At 46.9% G+C, this 19,481-nt stretch carries 18 protein-coding genes and 2 pseudogenes; 5 read left to right on the forward strand and 15 right to left on the reverse strand.

The features are described 5' to 3' along the window. Window positions 1–196: 196 nt before the first annotated feature. The 8 genes and pseudogenes from typA to pdhA all read right to left on the reverse strand — a co-directional run bounded on the left by typA (window position 197) and on the right by pdhA (window position 9,598). A complete protein-coding gene (typA, locus tag JCM11969_RS02485) occupies window positions 197–2,038 on the reverse strand; it encodes a translational GTPase TypA (protein WP_054707813.1) in 1,842 nt (613 codons plus the stop codon). Between the two features lie 136 nt (window positions 2,039–2,174). Beyond that, window positions 2,175–2,950: pseudogene (locus tag JCM11969_RS02490) on the reverse strand (inositol monophosphatase family protein). After that, entirely contained in the window at window positions 2,947–3,246 is a 300-nt protein-coding gene (locus JCM11969_RS02495) for a UPF0223 family protein (RefSeq protein ID WP_054707814.1), read from the reverse strand. The pseudogene JCM11969_RS02490 and the gene JCM11969_RS02495 overlap by 4 nt, the downstream one beginning before the upstream one ends. Continuing rightward, window positions 3,243–4,181, reverse strand: a complete 939-nt coding sequence (locus JCM11969_RS02500; protein WP_054707817.1) for a lactate/malate family dehydrogenase — start codon at window positions 4,179–4,181, stop codon at window positions 3,243–3,245. Before JCM11969_RS02500 ends, JCM11969_RS02495 begins: the two co-directional genes overlap by 4 nt. Before the next feature lie 485 nt (window positions 4,182–4,666). Further along, window positions 4,667–6,094 carry a dihydrolipoyl dehydrogenase gene (lpdA, locus tag JCM11969_RS02505; RefSeq protein WP_054707820.1) on the reverse strand — a complete coding sequence of 476 codons (1,428 nt, stop codon included), beginning with the start codon at window positions 6,092–6,094 and terminating at the stop codon, window positions 4,667–4,669. A gap of 8 nt (window positions 6,095–6,102) precedes the next feature. Further along, a pseudogene (locus JCM11969_RS02510) lies at window positions 6,103–7,445 on the reverse strand (dihydrolipoamide acetyltransferase family protein). A 57-nt stretch (window positions 7,446–7,502) separates the two neighbouring features. After that, window positions 7,503–8,480: an alpha-ketoacid dehydrogenase subunit beta gene (locus tag JCM11969_RS02515; protein WP_054707823.1), complete on the reverse strand. Its 978-nt coding sequence runs from the start codon at window positions 8,478–8,480 to the stop codon at window positions 7,503–7,505. 2 nt (window positions 8,481–8,482) lie between these two features. After that, on the reverse strand, window positions 8,483–9,598 hold the full coding sequence (gene pdhA / locus JCM11969_RS02520) for a pyruvate dehydrogenase (acetyl-transferring) E1 component subunit alpha (RefSeq protein ID WP_054707826.1): 1,116 nt from the start codon (window positions 9,596–9,598) through the stop codon (window positions 8,483–8,485). 300 nt (window positions 9,599–9,898) lie between these two features. Between pdhA and def the strand changes: the two genes are divergently transcribed. Continuing rightward, window positions 9,899–10,459: a peptide deformylase gene (gene def / locus JCM11969_RS02525; protein ID WP_054707828.1), complete on the forward strand. Its 561-nt coding sequence runs from the start codon at window positions 9,899–9,901 to the stop codon at window positions 10,457–10,459. A gap of 289 nt (window positions 10,460–10,748) precedes the next feature. Here def and JCM11969_RS02530 read toward each other — a convergent pair whose 3' ends face one another. Continuing rightward, window positions 10,749–11,261 (reverse strand): hypothetical protein, encoded by a 513-nt coding sequence (locus tag JCM11969_RS02530; protein ID WP_054707831.1) that lies wholly within the window; start codon window positions 11,259–11,261, stop codon window positions 10,749–10,751. 201 nt (window positions 11,262–11,462) lie between these two features. On the opposite strand from JCM11969_RS02530, the gene JCM11969_RS02535 reads away from it, so the two are divergent. The 3 genes from JCM11969_RS02535 to JCM11969_RS02545 all read left to right on the forward strand — a co-directional run bounded on the left by JCM11969_RS02535 (window position 11,463) and on the right by JCM11969_RS02545 (window position 14,402). Next, window positions 11,463–11,681, forward strand: a complete 219-nt coding sequence (locus JCM11969_RS02535; RefSeq protein ID WP_054707834.1) for a DNA-directed RNA polymerase subunit epsilon — start codon at window positions 11,463–11,465, stop codon at window positions 11,679–11,681. Then, on the forward strand, window positions 11,678–13,354 hold the full coding sequence (gene rnjA, locus JCM11969_RS02540; RefSeq protein ID WP_054707838.1) for a ribonuclease J1: 1,677 nt from the start codon (window positions 11,678–11,680) through the stop codon (window positions 13,352–13,354). The genes JCM11969_RS02535 and rnjA overlap by 4 nt, the downstream gene beginning before the upstream one ends. 187 nt (window positions 13,355–13,541) lie before the next feature. Further along, window positions 13,542–14,402 (forward strand): diacylglycerol/lipid kinase family protein, encoded by an 861-nt coding sequence (locus JCM11969_RS02545; RefSeq protein WP_225353096.1) that lies wholly within the window; start codon window positions 13,542–13,544, stop codon window positions 14,400–14,402. A gap of 559 nt (window positions 14,403–14,961) precedes the next feature. Here JCM11969_RS02545 and JCM11969_RS02550 read toward each other — a convergent pair. Next, on the reverse strand, window positions 14,962–15,168 hold the full coding sequence (locus JCM11969_RS02550; RefSeq protein WP_054707841.1) for a hypothetical protein: 207 nt from the start codon (window positions 15,166–15,168) through the stop codon (window positions 14,962–14,964). A 102-nt stretch (window positions 15,169–15,270) separates the two neighbouring features. Next, on the reverse strand, window positions 15,271–15,828 hold the full coding sequence (locus tag JCM11969_RS18540; protein WP_054707844.1) for a C40 family peptidase: 558 nt from the start codon (window positions 15,826–15,828) through the stop codon (window positions 15,271–15,273). 93 nt (window positions 15,829–15,921) lie between these two features. Between JCM11969_RS18540 and JCM11969_RS18550 the strand changes: the two genes are divergently transcribed. Continuing rightward, on the forward strand, window positions 15,922–16,074 hold the full coding sequence (locus JCM11969_RS18550) for a hypothetical protein (RefSeq protein ID WP_225353103.1): 153 nt from the start codon (window positions 15,922–15,924) through the stop codon (window positions 16,072–16,074). Between the two features lie 441 nt (window positions 16,075–16,515). On the opposite strand, the gene JCM11969_RS18560 is transcribed toward JCM11969_RS18550, so the two are convergent. The 4 genes from JCM11969_RS18560 to JCM11969_RS02570 all read right to left on the reverse strand — a co-directional run bounded on the left by JCM11969_RS18560 (window position 16,516) and on the right by JCM11969_RS02570 (window position 19,480). Then, entirely contained in the window at window positions 16,516–16,800 is a 285-nt protein-coding gene (locus JCM11969_RS18560) for a hypothetical protein (RefSeq protein WP_225353097.1), read from the reverse strand. Beyond that, a complete protein-coding gene (locus JCM11969_RS02560; RefSeq protein WP_225353098.1) occupies window positions 16,794–17,543 on the reverse strand; it encodes a DUF1002 domain-containing protein in 750 nt (249 codons plus the stop codon). The genes JCM11969_RS18560 and JCM11969_RS02560 overlap by 7 nt, the downstream gene beginning before the upstream one ends. A 291-nt stretch (window positions 17,544–17,834) precedes the next feature. Next, window positions 17,835–18,593: a serine hydrolase gene (locus tag JCM11969_RS02565; RefSeq protein ID WP_054707848.1), complete on the reverse strand. Its 759-nt coding sequence runs from the start codon at window positions 18,591–18,593 to the stop codon at window positions 17,835–17,837. Then, window positions 18,590–19,480: a C40 family peptidase gene (locus JCM11969_RS02570; protein ID WP_054707851.1), complete on the reverse strand. Its 891-nt coding sequence runs from the start codon at window positions 19,478–19,480 to the stop codon at window positions 18,590–18,592. Before JCM11969_RS02570 ends, JCM11969_RS02565 begins: the two co-directional genes overlap by 4 nt. Window position 19,481: the final 1 nt, after the last annotated feature.

Below are 19,481 nucleotides of genomic sequence, written 5' to 3' on the forward strand. Positions count from 1 at the left end.
ATACCCGTGAAAAATCGTGGTTGTTGAGTGTGAAGCTTAAACAAATTATTTTGAATTGAGCGGCCACATTCAAGTGGGTATCAGGTGTCTGTCATTATTTACTGTACTAGTCCCCCTATGACGGAATAAAAAACGCCACCCACCAGTTGTGAGTGACGTTTTTGACTAAGATGAACTCAGTCAATTATTTTTCGAATTACCGTGAACCGGCACGACGCTTCTTAGCTTCCTTTTCACGAGTGTTCGTGTCAAGGATCTGCTTACGCAAGCGAACGTGGTTAGGGGTAACTTCACAGAATTCGTCTTCGTTCAAGAATTCAAGTGATTCTTCAAGTGATAAGTGGGTTGGTGTCTTGATCCGAGCCATGTCGTCAGAACCGGCAGCACGAACGTTGGTCAAGTTCTTACCCTTGGTGATGTTAACCGTAATGTCGTTTTCACGACTGTTTTGGCCGACAATCATGCCTTCGTACACATCGGTACCTGGATCGATCAGCAAGGTCCCACGAGATTCAACACCCATCATAGCGTAGGTCGTTGCCTTACCGGCGTTCATGGAAACCAGCGTCCCCTTAGTACGGCCTGGGTGCCAGTTCTTGATTACTGGGGCGTACTTTTCAAAGGTATGGTTCAAGATCCCATAACCACGAGTCATGGACATGAATTCGGTTGAGTAACCGATCAACCCACGTGAAGGGGCAATAAACGTCAAACGAGATTGGCCGTTATCAGTTGATTCCATGTTTTGCATTTCACCTTTACGTTGTGACAGACTGTCAATCACGCTACCAGTGTATTCTTCAGGGGTATCGATCTGAACCTCTTCAAATGGTTCGCTCATAACGCCATCAATATCGCGGTAGATAACTTCTGGCCGTGATACTTGTAATTCAAATCCTTCACGACGAAGGGTTTCAATCAGAATTGACAAATGCAATTCACCACGTCCTGAAACGACCCATGCGCCTGGTTCGTCAGTGTCATCAACACGTAACGACACATCGGTTTCCAACTCAGTCCTCAACCGGTCTTCCAATTGACGACTGGTAACAAACTTCCCGTCTTGACCAGCAAATGGTGAGTTGTTGGTTTGGAAAGTCATTTGCAAGGTTGGTTCGTCGATCCGTAAGATTGGTAATGCTTCTGGGGTGCTTGGGTCAACGACAGTTTCACCAACGTTGATGTCTTCCATCCCGGAAACAGCAATCAGATCACCGGCCTTAGCGGTCTTGATCTCCAACCGCTTCAAGCCAAAGAACCCGAATAACTTAGTGACCCGGAAGTTCTTCTTTGTGCCGTCAAGCTTCATCACTGTAACGTTGTCACCAACGCTGACAGTCCCACGGAAGATCCGGCCGATCCCAACACGACCAACAAAGTCGTTATAATCCAACATGGCAACTTGGAACTGTAATGGTTCGTCAGAGTTGTCAATTGGTGCTGGGATGTGATCAACAATGGTGTCAAAAATTGGCTTCATGGTGTGTTCTTGGGTTGCCAAGTCAGAATCGTAGCTTGACGTCCCGTTCATAGCTGATGCGTAGATCACTGGGAAGTCCAGTTGGTCTTCATCAGCACCTAATTCGATGAAGAGGTCAAGGACTTCGTCAACGACTTCTTCTGGACGGGCGCCTGGGCGGTCAACCTTGTTGATGACCACGATTGGGGTCAAATGTTGGTCCAAAGCCTTCTTTAACACGAAACGGGTTTGTGGCATGGTCCCTTCAAAGGCATCAACAACCAGCAAAACACCGTCAACCATCCGCATGATCCGTTCAACTTCACCACCGAAATCGGCATGTCCTGGGGTATCCAAGATGTTGATCTGCTTGTCGCCGTAACGCACGGCAGTGTTCTTTGAAAGGATCGTGATCCCACGTTCCCGTTCAATGGCGTTAGAATCCAAAGCCCGGTCTTCAATCTGAACGTGTTCGTCCAAAGTGTCAGATTGTTTCAATAATTCATTAACCAAGGTCGTCTTACCGTGGTCAACGTGGGCGATAATTGCAATGTTTCGAATATCATCTCTGGTTTTCAAAGTGTGTATCTTCCTTTCATAGTGACTCGTTATTAAACCTGTTGCGTGAAAATGGTTAAACCTGGCCGCTCAATGAGCACCCTACGCTGACCTTGCGCCATAAAAAAACTGTGACTAAGTGTCACAGTCAGACGCTTTAACCGATGATTGGCAGAATGTCTTGTTGTGCTTTTTCCGTTGCTACCATTACGAAGTCTGATGATAGCATACTCAGTGGCGTCCCGTCAACTCTAGTTACCCGAAGTCCTAAGGTTTCGGCTAAAATTTTGCCCGCACCGAAATCCCAGGGTTTTAAATAGGAAACATACGTAATAAGTTCACCAGTTAACATGAGACTGAACTCAATCCCCGCTGAACCATACGCCCGAAAGCCAGCGCTTTGTCGGATGACCTCCGGCATATTCATGACATCCTCTGTAACAAGCGGGCCGCTGATGGCCACAAGCCCGTCGCGCAACGCAACGTTAGCTGGTTTGGCCACCGGCTGGTCATTTTTAAAGACGCCAAGCGAAGGCCCGCCAGAATAGAGGCGTCGTTGATCACATCGTAAATGTAACCCAAGACACCTTGCCCATCAATGTATAAGGCAATCATCATCGCAAAGTGGTCACGCTGTTTGACAAAGTTCATCGTCCCATCAATGGGATCGACCACCCAGACCCAGCCCGCCGTATCCGTCACTTGATCGCCGAAGCCTTCCTCGCCTAACACTTGACTGTCCGGTGAAAAAGCTCGAATCTTGCTCACCAATAACCGCTCATTTTCCTTATCCACGTTTGTGACCAGGTCTTTGCGGCCGGTCTTCTGGTCAACGTTTAACGGCGTTGCCATCCGCTTTAAAACGAGGTCGCGGGATTCTCTCAACCAGGTCTTGACCGTTTGATCAACCTGTTCAAGTGTTGGTTCACTCATCGCGCATCCCTCCCAGTGCTCATTTTCACTGATTTCTTGGTCGTTTCTCGGGATTGTTTCATCGTCAAATAAATACTGTACCCCGTGACTTTGCCAAAGGCTTTATCCAACTGCTTTTCTTGGGACTTTGAGGTTACGATCGTTTTAAACGCCCGGTAAGCCGCTGTTAACTCGCTGATCAAAACGCCCTGTGAGAGTTCATAAGCATTTTCAACCAGTTGATAAAAATGCGTGACGGTGATGATTTCATCCGTTGACCAATCATCCGCTAAAGGATACGCATAGTTTTCACTCATTCGGTGCCACCTATCTTTCCGTTTTCAATTTCTGTAATGGTTTGTCTGAGCTGGCCAATGATCGTCTCAAATTCGGTCTCTTCAGAATCTGAAAGTGTTAGATCAGTTAACCGATGGACCCCTGCTAGGCTCACCAAAACCGGTGTACTGATTGCTAATGGGCCAACTTCATGGTCGGTCTGGATATTCGACACCGTCGCAATCAGAGGCTGGTCGTCCACCAAGGCCATCAAAAGACGCTCCAGGGCCATGTCTTGAATCACCCAATTATCAACCAACGCCTGGCTGGAGGCTTCAGTCTCCAATTCCGCAATGTCCTCAGCACTAAAATGGTTGTCCTGATTGGCCAAATACATCAAAACGGGGGCCGGTCCAACGTAACTGCGACTCCAAACAATCAACTGCTGCTGCGGTGTCCCGACCACTAACGCCCGCACATCATTTTCACCAACGTGTAGCCGATGCTTTAACTGAGACTGAAGAAACAGGGTCTGACTGAACGTCCCCACGCCGACCAATTGCGTTTGCGGTAAGCCGGAGAACCGCCAAGCAAAGTACACCAGCAATTCGTCAAACGGTGCGGATATCAGTATTTTCCCCTTAAACCCATTTTCAATCACGCTATTCACAAGCTGACGAAATCGGGGCATAATGCCCTGAACATAGGATAACATGTCCTCAGCCGCGATTTGTGGCCGTTCAAGGGCAATGATGACAACATCTGCACTTACCAGATCTTCATTTTGACCCAGTGTCAGTGAAAAATGCTGGCATAATTTAGCGGCCGTCTGTAAGGCTGCGAATTCAGTTGACGTTTTGGCCGGTTCATCAGCGGGCAACACAACACCTGCCACCGGATGATCCTTCATGATCAAGGTCGCTAAAAGACTATCGATGCGTGATGAATCCCCGCAAATGACAACTTTAGCTTTCATAGACAACCCTCCATTTTCTCTGAAAAACTGCTAGTTTAATTATAGGTTAAATCCGAAGTTAATCAATAGATAGAATTTAGAGTACGATCTCAGAGCCCTGCCGCAGTCGATACTATAAACAAGCGTGTTCGCTACTTGTTTCCATGTTTAGAGGCTAGTTCAATGCATGCTGTTATTTCATACAGCATCAAGATCGATTGCGATACAAGGCAAAATAATGGTTTTCAGTTGAATGGCGCTTATTTAGACATGGATTAAAAACGACAACAGTTTTAATCACTACTGAAGAAAATCAGCACTGAACTGCCACCATTCTGCGTTCTGCAATGCAATGATTCACTCCATTCTTTTGATTCCCTTGTCCACTGCCAATTCTTGGCAGCAATTCGGCGGAGCGGAGGTGTTCGGCATTTTACCACTATTTTAATATAAGAGACCAAAAAAGACCCGGAGCAATCTCCAGGTCTTTAATCATCGCAAAGTGTTTAGATATGGGTTGGGAATCCAATCGCAATATCGGCAGCTTCTTGAATTGGTTCGCTTAATGTTGGGTGTGGGTGAATGGTCAAAGCAATATCTTCGGCGTTCATCCCGCTGTTAACAGCTAAGCTTAATTCAGCAATCAAGTCAGATGCACCGGGTCCAACAACTTGGGCACCCAGAAGATTGTGGTTGTCGTCTTTAGTCGTCACCAAACGAACAAAGCCATCTGGTTCGTCAAGTGAAACGGCACGGGCGTTACCAGCAAATGGGAACTTGGCAGTTGAAACTTCAATGCCCTTGTCCTTAGCTTCGGTCTGAGTTAAACCAACAGTGGCTAATTCAGGATCAGCGAAGCAGACTGCAGGAACACCGACCCAGTCATTGGCTGTCTTGTTACCAGCAATTGCGCCGGCAGCAGTCTTAGCTTCAAAGAAGGCCTTGTGGGCCAAAGCTGGACCAGGAACGATATCACCAATGGCATAGATGTTAGGTACTGAGGTGTGACCCTGAGTATCCACTTCGATCAAGCCACGGTCAGTCGTCTTAACATCAGTCATTTCAAGACCAATGTCATCCGTGTTAGGCTTCCGGCCAACAGTAACCATGCAGTAGTCAGCCTTGATAGTGGCTTCCTTGCCGTCAACTTCGTAGGTAACAGTGACACTGTTATCGTCTTGAACAGACTTCTTTGCCATGGCACTTGTCACAACATCGATGCCCTTCTTCTTCATTTGCTTCAGAACAACAGCAACCATGTCCTTGTCGAAGTTAGGTAAGATCGAAGGTGTCCCTTCAAGAATGGTCACGTGTGACCCTAAGTTGGCATAGGCGCCAGCCAGTTCAGTCCCAACGTACCCGCCGCCGATAACGACGAATTCTTTAGGGATTTCTGGTAAGTTCAAGCCACCAGTTGAGTCAACGACCCGACCATCAAACTTGAAACCAGGAATTTCAACAGGACGGCTACCAGTAGCAATGATCAAGTTCTTAAATTCGATGGTCAGACCATCGTCAGCACTCATAAATTGCTTTGGACCGGTTGAAACGACACGAAGCTTAGTATCTGAATCCAAAACTGCTTCGCCTTGGATAACATCAACCTTGTGCTTCTTCAACAGCATCCGAACACCGCTGGTCATTCGATCAACGACCTTCTTTTGCTTCCATTCTTGCGTCTTTGAGAAGTCGATTGAAGGTGCTTGGGTAGTAATCCCAAACGTTGAAGCATCCGCTGCTTCTTGGAAACGATGACCAGCATTGATCAACGCTTTCGAAGGAACACAACCAACGTTCAGGCAGACACCGCCGACAGTTTCAGATTTTTCGATCACTGTGACGCTTTGGCCTAATTCAGCTGCCCGGATAGCGGCAACGTACCCACCAGGGCCGGCACCGATAATGACAGTATCGCGTTTTTCAACATCTGACATATTAAGGGTCATCCTTCCATTAATAACAATTCTGGTTCATGAAGCAGATCATTGAGTTTGTTCAAGGCACGTTGTGCTAACGCCCCATCGATCAAACGGTGATCGTAACTCAAGGATAGCTTGAGCATGTTGCCAACTTCGATTTCGCCATCTTCGTTGACATATGGTTCCTTGGCAATCTTGCCGACACCTAAGATTGCAACTTCTGGTTGGTTGATAACAGGGGTGAAGAAGCCGCCACCAATTGAACCAACGTTACTAATGGTGATTGAACCGCCGGACATTGCGTCGGCACTCAGCTTGTTATCCTTAGCAGCTTGGGTGTTTTCAGTAATTTCCTTAGCAATTTCAAACAGACCCTTAGCATCAGCGTTCTTAACGTTTGGTACGTAAAGACCGTGATCAGTATCCGTTGCAATACCCACGTTGAAGTAGTGCTTGTAAACGATTTCTTCTGAAGCGCTGTCAATTGACGCGTTGAATTCAGGGAAGTCCTTCAAAACAGCAACCATTGCTTTAACAATGTATGGTAAGAATGTCAAATGGATATCCTTATCAGCTGCCAATGCCTTGTACTTCTTCCGGTTAGCCATCAAAGCAGAAACTTCGACGTCTTGGAATGAGGTAACGTGAGGTGAAATATCCTTTGAAGTCCGCATTGCCTTAGCGATAACCTTACGAACCATTGACATTGGTTCACGGGTTTCAAGTTCAGGTGTTGCTGACTTGTAAGGCTTGATTGGTGCGGCAGCTGGAGCGGCAGCAGCAGCTGGTGCAGCGGCAGCGGCCGGAGCAGCAGGTGCAGCGGCACCGTTAAAGTTGTCAACATCGGCTAACAAGATCTGCCGTGGTTACCAGTTGGGGTAACGGCTGAGATGTCAACACCCTTGTCACGTGCATGTTGACGCACTGAAGGCATTGCCAAAACGATCTTGTTAGGATCTGATAAGGCAGGCACGCCAGTTGCGGGTGCTGGTGCAGCAGGTGCAGCAGGTGCAGCAGGTGCGGCTGGGGCTGCTGGTGCAGCGGCAGCTGGAGCAGGTGCGGCAGCTTCTTCTTTAGGTGCTTCTGCAGCAGGGGCTGCGTCGCCACCGTCGTCAGGTGTGTCAGGTGAACCGTCATCGATTTCAACTAACGTATCACCAATTTCAGCAGTTTCGCCTTCCTGCTTAACGATTTTCTTAATTTTACCGGCTACAGGTGATGGCAATTCTGAAACGGACTTATCGTTTTGGATTTCAACTAAAACGTCGTCTTCCTTAACGTCGTCCCCTTCTTTGACAAGCCATGATGCAATTTCACCTTCGGCCATCCCTTCACCAAGCTCTGGGAGTTTGAATGCAAAAGCCATGGGAAAACTTCCTTTCTATATCACAAAATCACAAAGTATTCGTTTGAGTGAGCTATCTTAGTAGTTCAAAATTTCGCGAGCTTTTTCTTCGATGTCATCGGCATTTGGTAACCAGTCGTTTTCAACTTGAGCCCATGGATATACTGAATCTGGGGCAGCCACACGGCCGATAGGTGCATCCAAGTTCATGATAGCGTGTTCAGCGATTTCTGAAGCAACTTGTGCCCCAACGCCGGCCATCTTTTGTGCTTCTTGAACGACAACTACTTTGTGGGTCTTTTCAATTGACTTGAAAATGGTGTCAGTGTCAATTGGAAACAATGAACGAAGGTCAATGACTTCAGCAGAGATGTTGTCCTTAGCTAAAGCATCAGCAGCCTTGAGAGATTCGTTGACTTCTGCACTGTAAGCAACCAGGGTAATGTCAGTTCCTTCCTTAGCCACCTTTGCAGTGTCTAGTGGAACAGTGTACTTGCCATCAGGAATTTCGTCCTTCATTGAACGGTATAACTTCAGGTTTTCCATGAACAGAACTGGGTCGTTGTTTTCAACGGCAGAAATGATCATGCCCTTTGCATCGTATGGGTTAGCAGGTGTGACAACACGTAAGCCTGGGGTCCCAACGAAGTAGTTTTCAAGGTTATCAGCATGCATTTCAGCAGTATGGGTACCACCACCAAATGGGGTCCGGATAGTGATTGGCATTGCACGCTTGCCACTGAACCGGAACCGGTTACGTGACATTTGACCGCCAATTGAGTCAACGGCTTCAAAAGTGAAGCCCATAAATTGGATTTCAGGAAGTGGACGCCAGCCAGTTGCAGCTAACCCGATTGCTAATCCTAAAATACCTGATTCGGCTAATGGTGTATCAAAGACCCGGTCTTCACCATACTTGTCTTGCAAGCCTTGGGTAGTCCGGAACACACCACCGTTTTTACCAACGTCTTCACCGAAGATCAACGTCTTTGGATCTTCGCCTAAAACAACGTCTAAACCATCTGTAATCGCTTTGATATAAGTTAATTTAGCCATGGTTACTTCGACTCCTTTGCTTCGAATCTTGCAATGTCAGCCTTGATTTGTGGAGTTGGTTCTTCGAACGTGGTCTTCAACATATCAACAACTGATTGCGTTGGTGTATTTTCAGCTTCCTTCATTGATGCCTTGAAGCTGTCTTTATATTCTTCGACAAGTTTGTCTTCTTGATCTTGTGACCATAAGCCCTTGTCAGTTAAGACTTTACGCATACGGATCAGTGGATCAGCATCGAACCAAGGTTTTTCTTCTTCCTTAGTCCGATAACGACTAGGATCATCACCAGCACTTGAGTGAGCACCGAAACGATAAGTTAAGGTTTCAACTAATGCTGGACCATTGCCTTCAGCGGCAAAGTCACGGGCTGCTTTGGTAGCTAAGTAAGTCGCCAAAACGTCCATCCCATCAACTTGAACACCTGGAACACCTGAGCCAACACCCTTTTGTGCTAAGGTTTCAGCAGCGTTTTGCTTCTTCCGTGGAACGGAAATAGCCCAACCGTTGTTTTGAACCATGAACACTGCAGGAGCTTGGAAGGCTGAAGCAAAGTTAATCCCTTCGTAGAAGTCACCCTGTGAAGTACCACCATCACCGGTATAAACGAAGGATACGGCATCTTTTTCACCGTTCTTCTTAATCCCTAAGGCTGCACCAGCAGCTTCAACATATTGTGCACCGATAATGATTTGTGGGAACCAGTTACGCGTATCGCCATAGTCATCACCAACTGCGTTACCCTTTGACCATAAGAAGCCTTGAGCAACTGAAGCGCCATGCTTAATTAATTGTGGTAAATCACGATAAGCAGGGAACAGGAAGTCTTGATCTTTGAAAGCTGCGATTGAACCCATTTCACTTGCTTCCTCACCATAGGTTGGGGCATAGAAGCCTAACCGACCTTGACGAGAGAAGTTCATTGTTTGTTCGTGCAATGCACGCTCCCAAACCATGTCTTTCATGAAATTGACGAGTTCGTCATCTGAAAAACTATCGAAAAGTTCCTGATTTACGATCTCACCCTTTTCATTGATAACTTGGAGTGTTTTCTTGTAAGGATCGCTCATCTTGGCTTTGATTGACGCAAAATCAACTACTTGCCCAGTTTTCTTCGCCATAACTAACACTTTCCTTTCCGTTTGTACGCATTCAATCTATTCGGCCTTTCCAAACCGAGAAACGATTGTTTGCTTTCTCAACTACACTCTTAAATTAACACGCTTTCACAGTTCACGCAAGCCCTTTCATTACTTTTATATCGCAAAAGTCACCGTTTTGCCGTAACGGCGGGGAATCCCGTTTTCAGAAAAAACATTGTTATTTTCTTCACATTTTTAATGGTTTCATTCTTTCTCATTTTTATGCTAAAATTAACTATTAAGTGAGTTCCATTTTTATTGGTATGCGGAGGTAATTTTTTGATTTTAATGAAAGATATTACGCGTGACGGCAATCCCGTTTTACGCAAAGAAGCTGCTAAGGTCACCTTCCCCCTCTCAGAGGAAGATCAAAAGTTAGCTGCTGACATGATGGAATACCTGGAAGTGAGCCAGGATCCAGAGTTATGTAAGAAGTACGGCCTGCGCGCTGGTGTTGGTCTAGCAGCACCCCAGGTCGGTGTTTCAGAAATGATGGCCGCGGTACTGGTTCCCGCTGAAGAGGAAGGTGGCGAGTCACCCTTTAAGCAAGTCATCATTAATCCAGTGATCATTAGCCACTCCGTTCAGGCCGGAGCATTAACGGAGGGCGAAGGCTGCCTTTCAGTCGATACGGAAGTCCCAGGCTACGTCCCACGCCACGACCGAATCACGTTGCGTTACCAGGATCTGCAAGGCGAACAACACAAGGTACGGCTGAAGAACTACCCAGCAATTGTGTGCCAACACGAGATCGACCACCTGCATGGTGTTTTGTTCTATGATCACATCAATAAGGATGCACCGTTTGAGATCGATGAGGATACGGTGATGTTTGATTAGAGGCAGAGCGTGGAACAAGGCGTTTAGAGGCGGAGCATAAGGTAACTCTGGCAGAAAATCCCGGGTTTGGATTTTGTGTCAGAGTTGCCTTATGCAGTAGCCCTCTGCCTTGTGGAACGCGTTTCCACTATGAGGACAAGAAAGTACACTATCTAGCTACTTTCAACCAACCACTGAAACCCATTTCAAACACCAAAAAATGAAAAGCAACAAAAAGACACCATCCACTAACAATCCAGGATGATGTCTTTTAATTTATCCAGAAACCAAAGCAAGACCACGCAATCCACTACTCAGCCCGATCCCCCTTCTCCGGATGTTCAAGCCGGTGCAGATCCTGCAAATACTCCACAGTTGCCTCATTGACCAAATAAGCGATACTCATATGAATTCGCGTCTCATGGCGCCAAATATCGGTAATGAAAAATGCGGACTGTTGCGCGCCGTCAGCTGACGCAATTTTATAATCTTCAGTAAACTCGGCTAAAATATGATTGAGGCGCTGCCGTAAAATGGGCAGCTGGTCATCGGTCACGTGATCCAGCTTGATCACGTATTCAAACGCCATGACACCCCGGCCCCAGCCGTCAGGATTAATGGTCGATTTCACAAATTCTGCCGGTTCACTAATAAACCGATCATCAACCAACCGCTGTAATGACGCCTTAACAGCAACGTTCGTCTGGTTCAAAGCTGCTTCTTGTGCATTTTGTGTCGTGCGCCGGACAATCAGCCGGTGAACGAGCATGTACACGATGAAAGCAACGATCACCGCGATTACGATTGTAAGCGTAACCCCCATTTTCAACACCTCCGTTTTCGTTTTCTTCTATAATATCACTTATGACGTGGATTATAACCTACTATACAAAATGACATGGGTATGCTAATATTTAACCAACTGTTGTTTCATAAACAACTAAGACGTTCGGTACAAATAGTTTAGAAAATGAGGTGCCCTGTTTCAGGGTGCTGATTATGAAAGGATGTTTAATAACCCACTATGATTTTTAAAGTCTATTACCAAGAAGATAATGTTCGTAACCCGAAGCGTGAGGACACTAAGTCCTTATTTATCGAGGCGGACACCGAAGTTGAGGCCCGGGCAGAGGTTGCCGCAAACACCGACCACAACATCGAATTCATCGAACCGCTTGAGGGTAAGTTCCTTGAATATGAAAAAGAAAACCCGGACTTTTCGTTGACGGAGTTTAGTAAATGAAAAAACTGAACGTCAAAAATAACGAAACTGCAATTTTTGGCGTTGGTGGTTTAGGTGAAATTGGTAAGAACACGTACGGTATTCAGTTCCAGGATGAAATTATCCTGATTGATGCCGGGATCAAGTTCCCAGAAGATGACCTCTTAGGAATTGACTATGTCATTCCTGACTACCATTATCTGGTCGCCAACCAGCAAAAAATTAAGGCACTCGTCATCACCCACGGTCACGAAGACCATATTGGTGGTGTTCCTTACCTGTTAAAGGACCTCAACGTTCCGATCTATGCTGGTCCCCTAGCCCTAGCGCTCATTAAAAACAAACTGGAAGAACATGGCCTCTTGCTCCAAGCTGAACTCCACGAGATCGATGATGATACCGTGCTGAAGTTCCGAAAAACAAGTGTGTCGTTCTTCCGGACCACCCACTCAATCCCAGATACAATGGGAGTTGCAGTCCACACTCCGTCCGGCGTGATCGTGGAAACGGGTGACTATAAGTTCGATCTCACGCCCGTTACCAACCAGCCGCCTGATCTGCAAAAGATGGCCCGGCTTGGCGAAGAAGGTGTGCTCTGTTTAATGGCAGACTCCACCAACGCTGAGCGGCCCATCTGGACCAAGTCAGAAAAATGGGTCGGCAAATCAGTTCGTAAGATTTTTGACCAAGTCGATGGCCGGATTATTTTCGCCACCTTCGCCTCAAATATCTCACGGATCGAAACGGCTTGCGAAACGGCACTTGCGCACGATCGTAAAATTGCCGTGTTTGGCCGAAGCATGGAAGCCGCAATCGTCAATGGGCGTGAGTTAGGCTATCTGAATATTCCAGACGATGCCCTTGTGGATGCCAACGATTTAAAGTCGTTGCCTGCAAACAAGACGCTGATCCTGTGTACCGGTTCTCAGGGTGAACCAATGGCCGCCCTGTCTCGAATTGCGAACGGGACCCACCGGCAAATTGCGATTCAACCTGGTGACACCGTGGTCTTCTCAAGTAACCCAATTCCTGGGAATACTGTGAGTGTTAACCACGTGATCAACGAGTTGGAAGAAGCCGGTGCCAACGTGATTCACGGTAAGGTCAACAACATTCATACCTCTGGTCATGGTGGCCAAGAGGAACAAAAACTCATGTTACGGCTCATGAAGCCCAAGTTCTTCATGCCAATTCACGGGGAGTACCGGATGTTGAAGATCCATACCGAACTTGCCGAACAATGCGGCGTGCCGCTTGACCACAGCTACATCATGGAAAATGGTGATGTGCTCGCGTTGACCAAGGACACCGCTCGAATTGCCGGTCACTTCACTGCTGGTGATGTTTACATTGATGGCAGCGGCATCGGTGATATTGGCAACGTGGTCTTACGTGACCGCCAACTGTTGTCAGAAGAGGGCTTAGTTGTGGTTGTTGCCACGATCAGTCTTAAGGATAAGATGATTCAGGCTGGCCCTGACATCCTGTCTCGCGGGTTTGTGTACATGCGCGAATCCGGTGAATTACTCAATGAAGGACGACGGCTTGTGTTCTCAACAATTCGCCGCGCAATGCGTTCTAAGAAAGCCACTGAGGCTTCGATTCGAAACGCGATCATTGATGATTTACAAAACTTCCTATTTGAAAAAACTGAACGTCATCCAATGATTCTGCCAATGCTGATCATGGATTAATAAAAGACACCATCACACTTTTCGGTTGTGATGGTGTCTTTTTTATGGTTTACTATAGCAGGCACTCATTTAGGAGATCACCTCACTCCTGAAATAAGTCTAAACTTTTACGGGTTCAATCTAGCCTGGAACTATAAAGTTCGTTATAATTAAAAAGTATGTATTTTGAGAGGATGGTCTTGTTGTCGTGTCAGTCAATTTTTACGTTATTTTAAATGAATTTGCCGGTGGCGGCAAAGCGAAGAACTTGTGGCCCGAAATTAAAACGGTGCTGCAAGAACGCCAGGTCAGCTACCAAGTGGCGAAGTCCACCTACCCTGGCCAAGCCACGTTACTGGCACGGCAGTATGCTAAACAGCACCCAGATCTCACGACGGCCACCAATGTCGTTTTAGCTGTCGGCGGCGATGGCACGTTGCACCAAGTGCTAAATGGACTTGCGAGTGCAAAACTCACGCATCCCATCCCCGTTGCTTACTTACCCGTTGGTAACGGCAACGATTTTGCGAAGGGCATTAAGATGGCCACCCGTTGGCGCTCGGCCCTTGACCAGATTCTGGGCTGTAACAGTGCATCATGGCTAAATGTTGGCACCTATCGGGACGCAGAAAAAAATACAACTGGGGTATTTACCAACACTGTCGGCATCGGTTTTGACGCCGCTGTCGTGAATGATGCAAATGGCAAGTCACCTAAACGGTTGACCAAGCGGCTTCACCTCGGGTGGCTCAGTCGACTATCATCGCTAATCAGCGTCGTTTACAATGAATTGCCATTCCCGTTAACAGTCCATGTGGGCCAGCACCGTGACATTTATGCCCATGCCTACCTTGTGACTGTTTCGAATCATCCCTATCTTGGCGGTGGCATTAACATTGCTCCAACAGCAGAGGTCACTGACCCTAACCTGGATCTAATCGTCATCGAAAAACCGCATTTGCCAAAGTTACTGTTCATTGCACTGATGCTGCGTCTGGGAAGACACATGCACTTGAAGTCAGTTCATCACTACCACGAACAAACTGCACCTCATCGTCCCATCAATTGAGTATGGTCAAGAAGATGGTGAAGAAATGGGTGGGCGCTACTGGGATACCTATTTTGAGATTGCCCAGTACCCTTTCTGGATTGATACAACAATCTAGACTAATAACTTGTATGATACAAAATTAAGCAGTAACAGTTTTTATAATAAGTTTGATCAAAAGATAATTGCATGATGCAATTAGCATTTTTTCGTGGTTAACATGTCCATTTTCCCGATATCACCTAGTTACTAATATTAAATCAGGCGCCGTGCTCATCTTTTTATTAAGTCGACAACTGAGATAAGGACTTCACATTCTAACGAACATCATTCCCCATAATCATGCCAGCCTAATTGTCACCAGTGCCAACTTAATTTGCGTACCTGGAATAACGTAAGCGGGTTCTTCTTAGGGTTGGGCGACAGACAGCCCATGATTGTGATTTCTGGGCGCCTACTGTGTCATTTTAGACTCACACCACAATTCACATTTAAATGCGTCTCTGTGCAATTTTGCCCACAAAAAAACTGGCCCCTATTCTCCCACAGAAAACAGGTTACCAGTTATTAACACGCACGATCAATCTTCCGATGCGTCCATAGCTTCAAGGATCGCACTTAATTCTGAACACTGCTCAGATAAGGCTGCCATCTGCTGACCGTATTTCGGTTCAATCGTTATTGTGTCGGTACAGGCCTCCACGTGATGCGCTTCATCACGCTTGAGGTCATCTAATTCACGATTCTTTTGTTGGTATTCTTCGATAATTTCTGAACGATTACTCATCAGATTACACCCCTTTAACTAGCATAATAATCTAAGCAACTTAAGCGACTCAGAAACTATAACACCAAACAATCAAAATGTGAACACTTATTTCAAAATAAATTAGCTATTCACAGTACCAGCAAAACTTGGCATGAAGTATGAACTGATCGTCTGAATCTGAACATTTTCACCAGGTTCTGGTGCGGCAACGTATTCGCTGTTACCAATGTAAATGGCAACGTGATAGGTTGCACCGGCACTCCCCCGGAATAAGAGATCGCCCACTTGAGCCTTGCTGACTGAGTGTTTTGAAACCATTGCTTCTTGGGAAACCGTGTTATGTGGTAATGAAATGCCCGCAGCGTGTTGGTAAACGTAGCTGGTTAATCCAGAGCAATCCATCCCCTTTAAGGAAGCACCGCCCCAAACATATGGGATCTTTTCACTCGCAAGTTTAACGGCATAGCTGGCAACTGAAGCCGTCGATGCAGAAGGAACAGCATCAGCTTTATCGGTTGTTGCGGCCTTCTTTGTCGTTGTCGTCGTGGCTGCTTTTTTAGTCGTCGTTGCGGCGGCCGTCGTGGTCTTGCTTGTGGTGGTCTTGCTTGTGGTTGCCTTCTTTGCAGTAGTGGTTACTGTGCTAGTGCTTGTTTTAGCCGCACTGGCAGAGATGACCAACTTTGGCCCGTGGCAATTGAGTCACTCTTTAAGTTATTCCATTTTTGAATTTGGCTTACGGTCACGCCGTACTTTGAGCTAATTGCCCACAGCGTGTCGCCAGACTTAACAGTGTATGTAGTCTTTGAAGTCGTGGCTTTAGTCGTCGACGTTGATGCTAACTTCGTTGTCGTTGCTGCCGCAGCATTAGCCTTAGTTGTTGTTTTTGTGGTGGTCTTCGTTGTCCCTGGCAACGTGATCTTTTGACCCGCAAAATTTGATCCTTTGTGATATGATTGGTCTTCTCTAAAGCACTGGCAGAAACATCGTACTTACTGGCCAGAGCTGAAACTGTATCTCCCGACTTAACAGTGATAGTTTTGGCGCTGGCAGATTGAAATGACCCGGCAATCATAAAGCCGCTGCGCCAATAACACCCGCTGTCAGTACCTTTACAGATGAATATTGTTTTCCCAAATCGGATCACCCCTCCTGTTTTGCCATCTTGGCGTATACAAAAGCTCATATTTGATTCAAGTTACAAGCTTATAGTACCACAGTTTCTAAAATTTACGTTTTAAAGTTTAAGAATTCCTTGCGATTCCTAAGATTCTCTGAACGTATGTTCCACGAAAAAGCACGTTCTGATGGCGTTTCCAACGTCACAGAACGTGCTTTTTGGGTTAATTATTACATCTTTGTTACAGACTAGAACAGATTTGAAAAGAAATTAACGATTGCCTGCCAAATGCGACTCAGGAAGCCCATAATGCCACTTGTGTCTGCCCGACTAGCAAAATCCTTGAGTTCAGCCATCTTGTTACCTACAGAACTACTCAATGAGCTGGCCATCGACTTCACGTTTGACACGTAACTGGACGTGCTTGAAACCGGTGCTTTCTGCACTTTGGCTAATGCAATTACTAAGTTGTTGATCACCGTAGTCGACGTGGATGACTTGATACCACGACTGGCTAACGCCTCGTTCAACATCTGCTGAATATCGGCCTTTGTTGCGTATTCATTGTTATTCTGGCGCTGCTTAGCAGCTTAGAGGAAACATCTCCAACAGCTGACATGAGCTTACCAGGGTAACTCTTATTATTAGAATTTGAATCAATTGCTGGTTGCGTTGCATCCAGAACACTGTTGGCTGCAGATGTGTTCTCAGAGTTCAGCGAGATACCATCTGCTGCCAGTGCCTTATAAACACCCGTCAGCGCCGATTCACCCGAAACGGCCTTATCAGCTGTAACGGTAATAATGACGTCCTTAACCCCAGCCATTGTAGCGACCATGGCATACTGTTGGGAGGTCACCTCAGTAATGTTATCCTTGCCGTCAAAGTCCGCAATGTTCACTTTAACGCCTGAACCGGGATCAGCTGGCGCTAGCGATACAGAACTGATCATGCTGGCATCCGTCGTTCCTGCTGAATTGATGTATGTTGCATAATCCGATCCCGTCACTGTTAGTGCCTCATAGTTTGACTGCACACCCAGTGCCTTCGCAACGGCATCCTTGTCCTCAGAAGCAAGCCCGCTGCCATAAACCACATACGATTTGGACAGCGCCTTCGTTTGCACCGCGCTGCTTGAATCAGCACTATCACTGCTGCCCGCCGTCGCACTAGACGTGGTGCCAGTGGTCGTATCCGCGTGACTCAATGCACTACCTGTTCCTAAAGTTAGCAATAACACCGCAGCTAAGAGTCCTAACCGAATTGTTATTTTCATGATTGTTATTCACCTGACTGTGATCAAACCGCCTCACAGATCAGGTGAGTCTCCTTTCCTTTACCGCAAGATCTGCTGAATCCCAAGTAAAGACTGGGCTCAGCTGCGGCAGCTCATAAAAAGTAACTCAGAAAAACTGGCTGATCCGCCCATGGTCAGGTCATAGCACACAGCAAAACAGCAAATAGCATATATGCTACCCAGACCCTGGAAGTTCAACTATCATCAGTGTAGCATGCCAACAAAAAGTCGCATAAACTTGCGACTTTTTTATAAAAATTTATACGCCTGTTAAAGATTACTTAAGAGTGTCTGGGCAATGCACTGGCCAACGCGCTGGTGCAGCAGAATAGCCTGCGACCGGTCGGCGATGTCTGCAGTGAGCAGTGCCACGTCATAGTAATCCGTCCCAATGAAAAACCGGGCAACGTCGTGATCAACGGCTGGCCCTTCACCGGTTTTATTGAGGACTGTGATCGGTGTCTCAAGCTCATCAATTGTCGCTGGTAATTTATAGCGAAACTGCTGATGCGCGAACCACGCCTGTGTTTCAGGGTAATCGGTCAGCGCAGTGCGAAACAATTGCCATGCATCTTGAGCTGTAGTGACATTATCAAGCCCCTTTTTCACAGATTTTGTATCCATTAAATAACGCTGTAATTTGGTGTTGACGTCACCGTGATCAATCAGCCACTCATTAATAGCTGTCATCGATGATCGGGCAAGCATCAAATTAGCTGCATAGTTATCAGAAACCGCCAGCATCAGCTCCAACACCGTTTTAAGCGGCAGGTGCGTCACACTGGGCATTAATTGCAGCACACCAGCACCGCCAACCACCGGCGTCGTGTCAAGCGCAATAGGGGCTTCCAAGTCGGGATGTTGGCTAAGTGTCTGATTTAAAATGGCTAATTTAATCAACGACGCAGCCGGAAACACCTGGTTTGCTTGCCAAGAGAGGATAATCTGGTCACCGTGGCTGACAACCAACCCGACCTGATGCGCCGCAAACGGCGTGACGAGTTCTCGTAACTGGTCAGCTAAACTCATCGCCAATACCGCCTTGCACCCACGTATTCAGGTGCGTATCGCATCTCAGTCAACTTTGCAATATCGACTTCTTTACCCGGTGTCCGCGACTGGATCATCTGACCATTGCCAATGTACATCCCAACGTGGTGAACGTACCCCTTGCCGTGATCATAAGCGTAAAACAACAAGTCGCCAGGCTGCAGATTTTCAGGTGCAACTGGCTGCCCATTCACGGATTGGTCATCTGCATCTCTGGGAATCAGGAACCCCATGACCCGGTGCAAGGTATACATCAAGCCGGAGCAATCAAACCCGTATGACGAAATACCAGCCCACAGATAACGTAGTCCTAAAAACTGTTTGGCCATCGCTACCATCTGTTCTCCGGTAGTTGCACCTTCTGCAGTTACAATAATGCTTAACTGTTTAATGTAGCCCTCGCCAAATGGGGTGGCAACCTTAAGCCACTCACCTTCGTTGGCCAGCTCCGTAAAGGTCGTGCCCATGCTGACATCAAAAATCGGCGTTTTATGCTGATCGTATAGTGTTGTGGTCGGCTGAGCAACGACAACGCGCGCCGTGGTGGTTGGATAGGTCACTTCAGTCTCAGATAAGGACGCCGTTGGCACCCAGCCAGCGTACCCGCGCGGATCACTATCATCCGTCTGAGCTGTAATAAAAGCACGGGTCCACGACCCCTCAATGTGATCGATAATCACTTCATCGTTAAATAGTGCCTGTGTCTCTAGCCGCTTACTGTCGCATAGATCAATGGTCTGTTCAGTGGTCATTTGCGCCACCCAGTTCTTCACATCACCCTTTAACGCTAAGGCATCAACGTCACGCGGGGCATCCTTACGGGTCCAAAAAGTGGCTACTGGCACGATTACTCTTCTCGTCTGCATT

This window comes from Secundilactobacillus paracollinoides DSM 15502 = JCM 11969, from assembly GCF_001311135.1.
Lineage (GTDB): Bacteria > Bacillota > Bacilli > Lactobacillales > Lactobacillaceae > Secundilactobacillus > Secundilactobacillus paracollinoides.

Bases quoted from the DNA above. Each gene is read 5' to 3' on its own strand.
- JCM11969_RS02565 (WP_054707848.1), bottom strand. From the start codon at position 18,593: ATGAGTTTAGCTGACCAGTTACGAGAACTCGTCACGCCGTTTGCGGCG.
- JCM11969_RS02530 (WP_054707831.1), bottom strand. From the start codon at position 11,261: ATGGGGGTTACGCTTACAATCGTAATCGCGGTGATCGTTGCTTTCATC.
- JCM11969_RS02560 (WP_225353098.1), bottom strand. From the start codon at position 17,543: ATGAAAATAACAATTCGGTTAGGACTCTTAGCTGCGGTGTTATTGCTA.
- JCM11969_RS02500 (WP_054707817.1), bottom strand. From the start codon at position 4,181: ATGAAAGCTAAAGTTGTCATTTGCGGGGATTCATCACGCATCGATAGT.
- JCM11969_RS02535 (WP_054707834.1), top strand. From the start codon at position 11,463: ATGATTTTTAAAGTCTATTACCAAGAAGATAATGTTCGTAACCCGAAG.
- JCM11969_RS02570 (WP_054707851.1), bottom strand. From the start codon at position 19,480: ATGCAGACGAGAAGAGTAATCGTGCCAGTAGCCACTTTTTGGACCCGT.
- rnjA (WP_054707838.1), top strand. From the start codon at position 11,678: ATGAAAAAACTGAACGTCAAAAATAACGAAACTGCAATTTTTGGCGTT.
- JCM11969_RS02495 (WP_054707814.1), bottom strand. From the start codon at position 3,246: ATGAGTGAAAACTATGCGTATCCTTTAGCGGATGATTGGTCAACGGAT.
- pdhA (WP_054707826.1), bottom strand. From the start codon at position 9,598: ATGGCGAAGAAAACTGGGCAAGTAGTTGATTTTGCGTCAATCAAAGCC.
- JCM11969_RS02515 (WP_054707823.1), bottom strand. From the start codon at position 8,480: ATGGCTAAATTAACTTATATCAAAGCGATTACAGATGGTTTAGACGTT.
- JCM11969_RS02550 (WP_054707841.1), bottom strand. From the start codon at position 15,168: ATGAGTAATCGTTCAGAAATTATCGAAGAATACCAACAAAAGAATCGT.
- lpdA (WP_054707820.1), bottom strand. From the start codon at position 6,094: ATGTCAGATGTTGAAAAACGCGATACTGTCATTATCGGTGCCGGCCCT.
- JCM11969_RS18560 (WP_225353097.1), bottom strand. From the start codon at position 16,800: ATGTTGAACGAGGCGTTAGCCAGTCGTGGTATCAAGTCATCCACGTCG.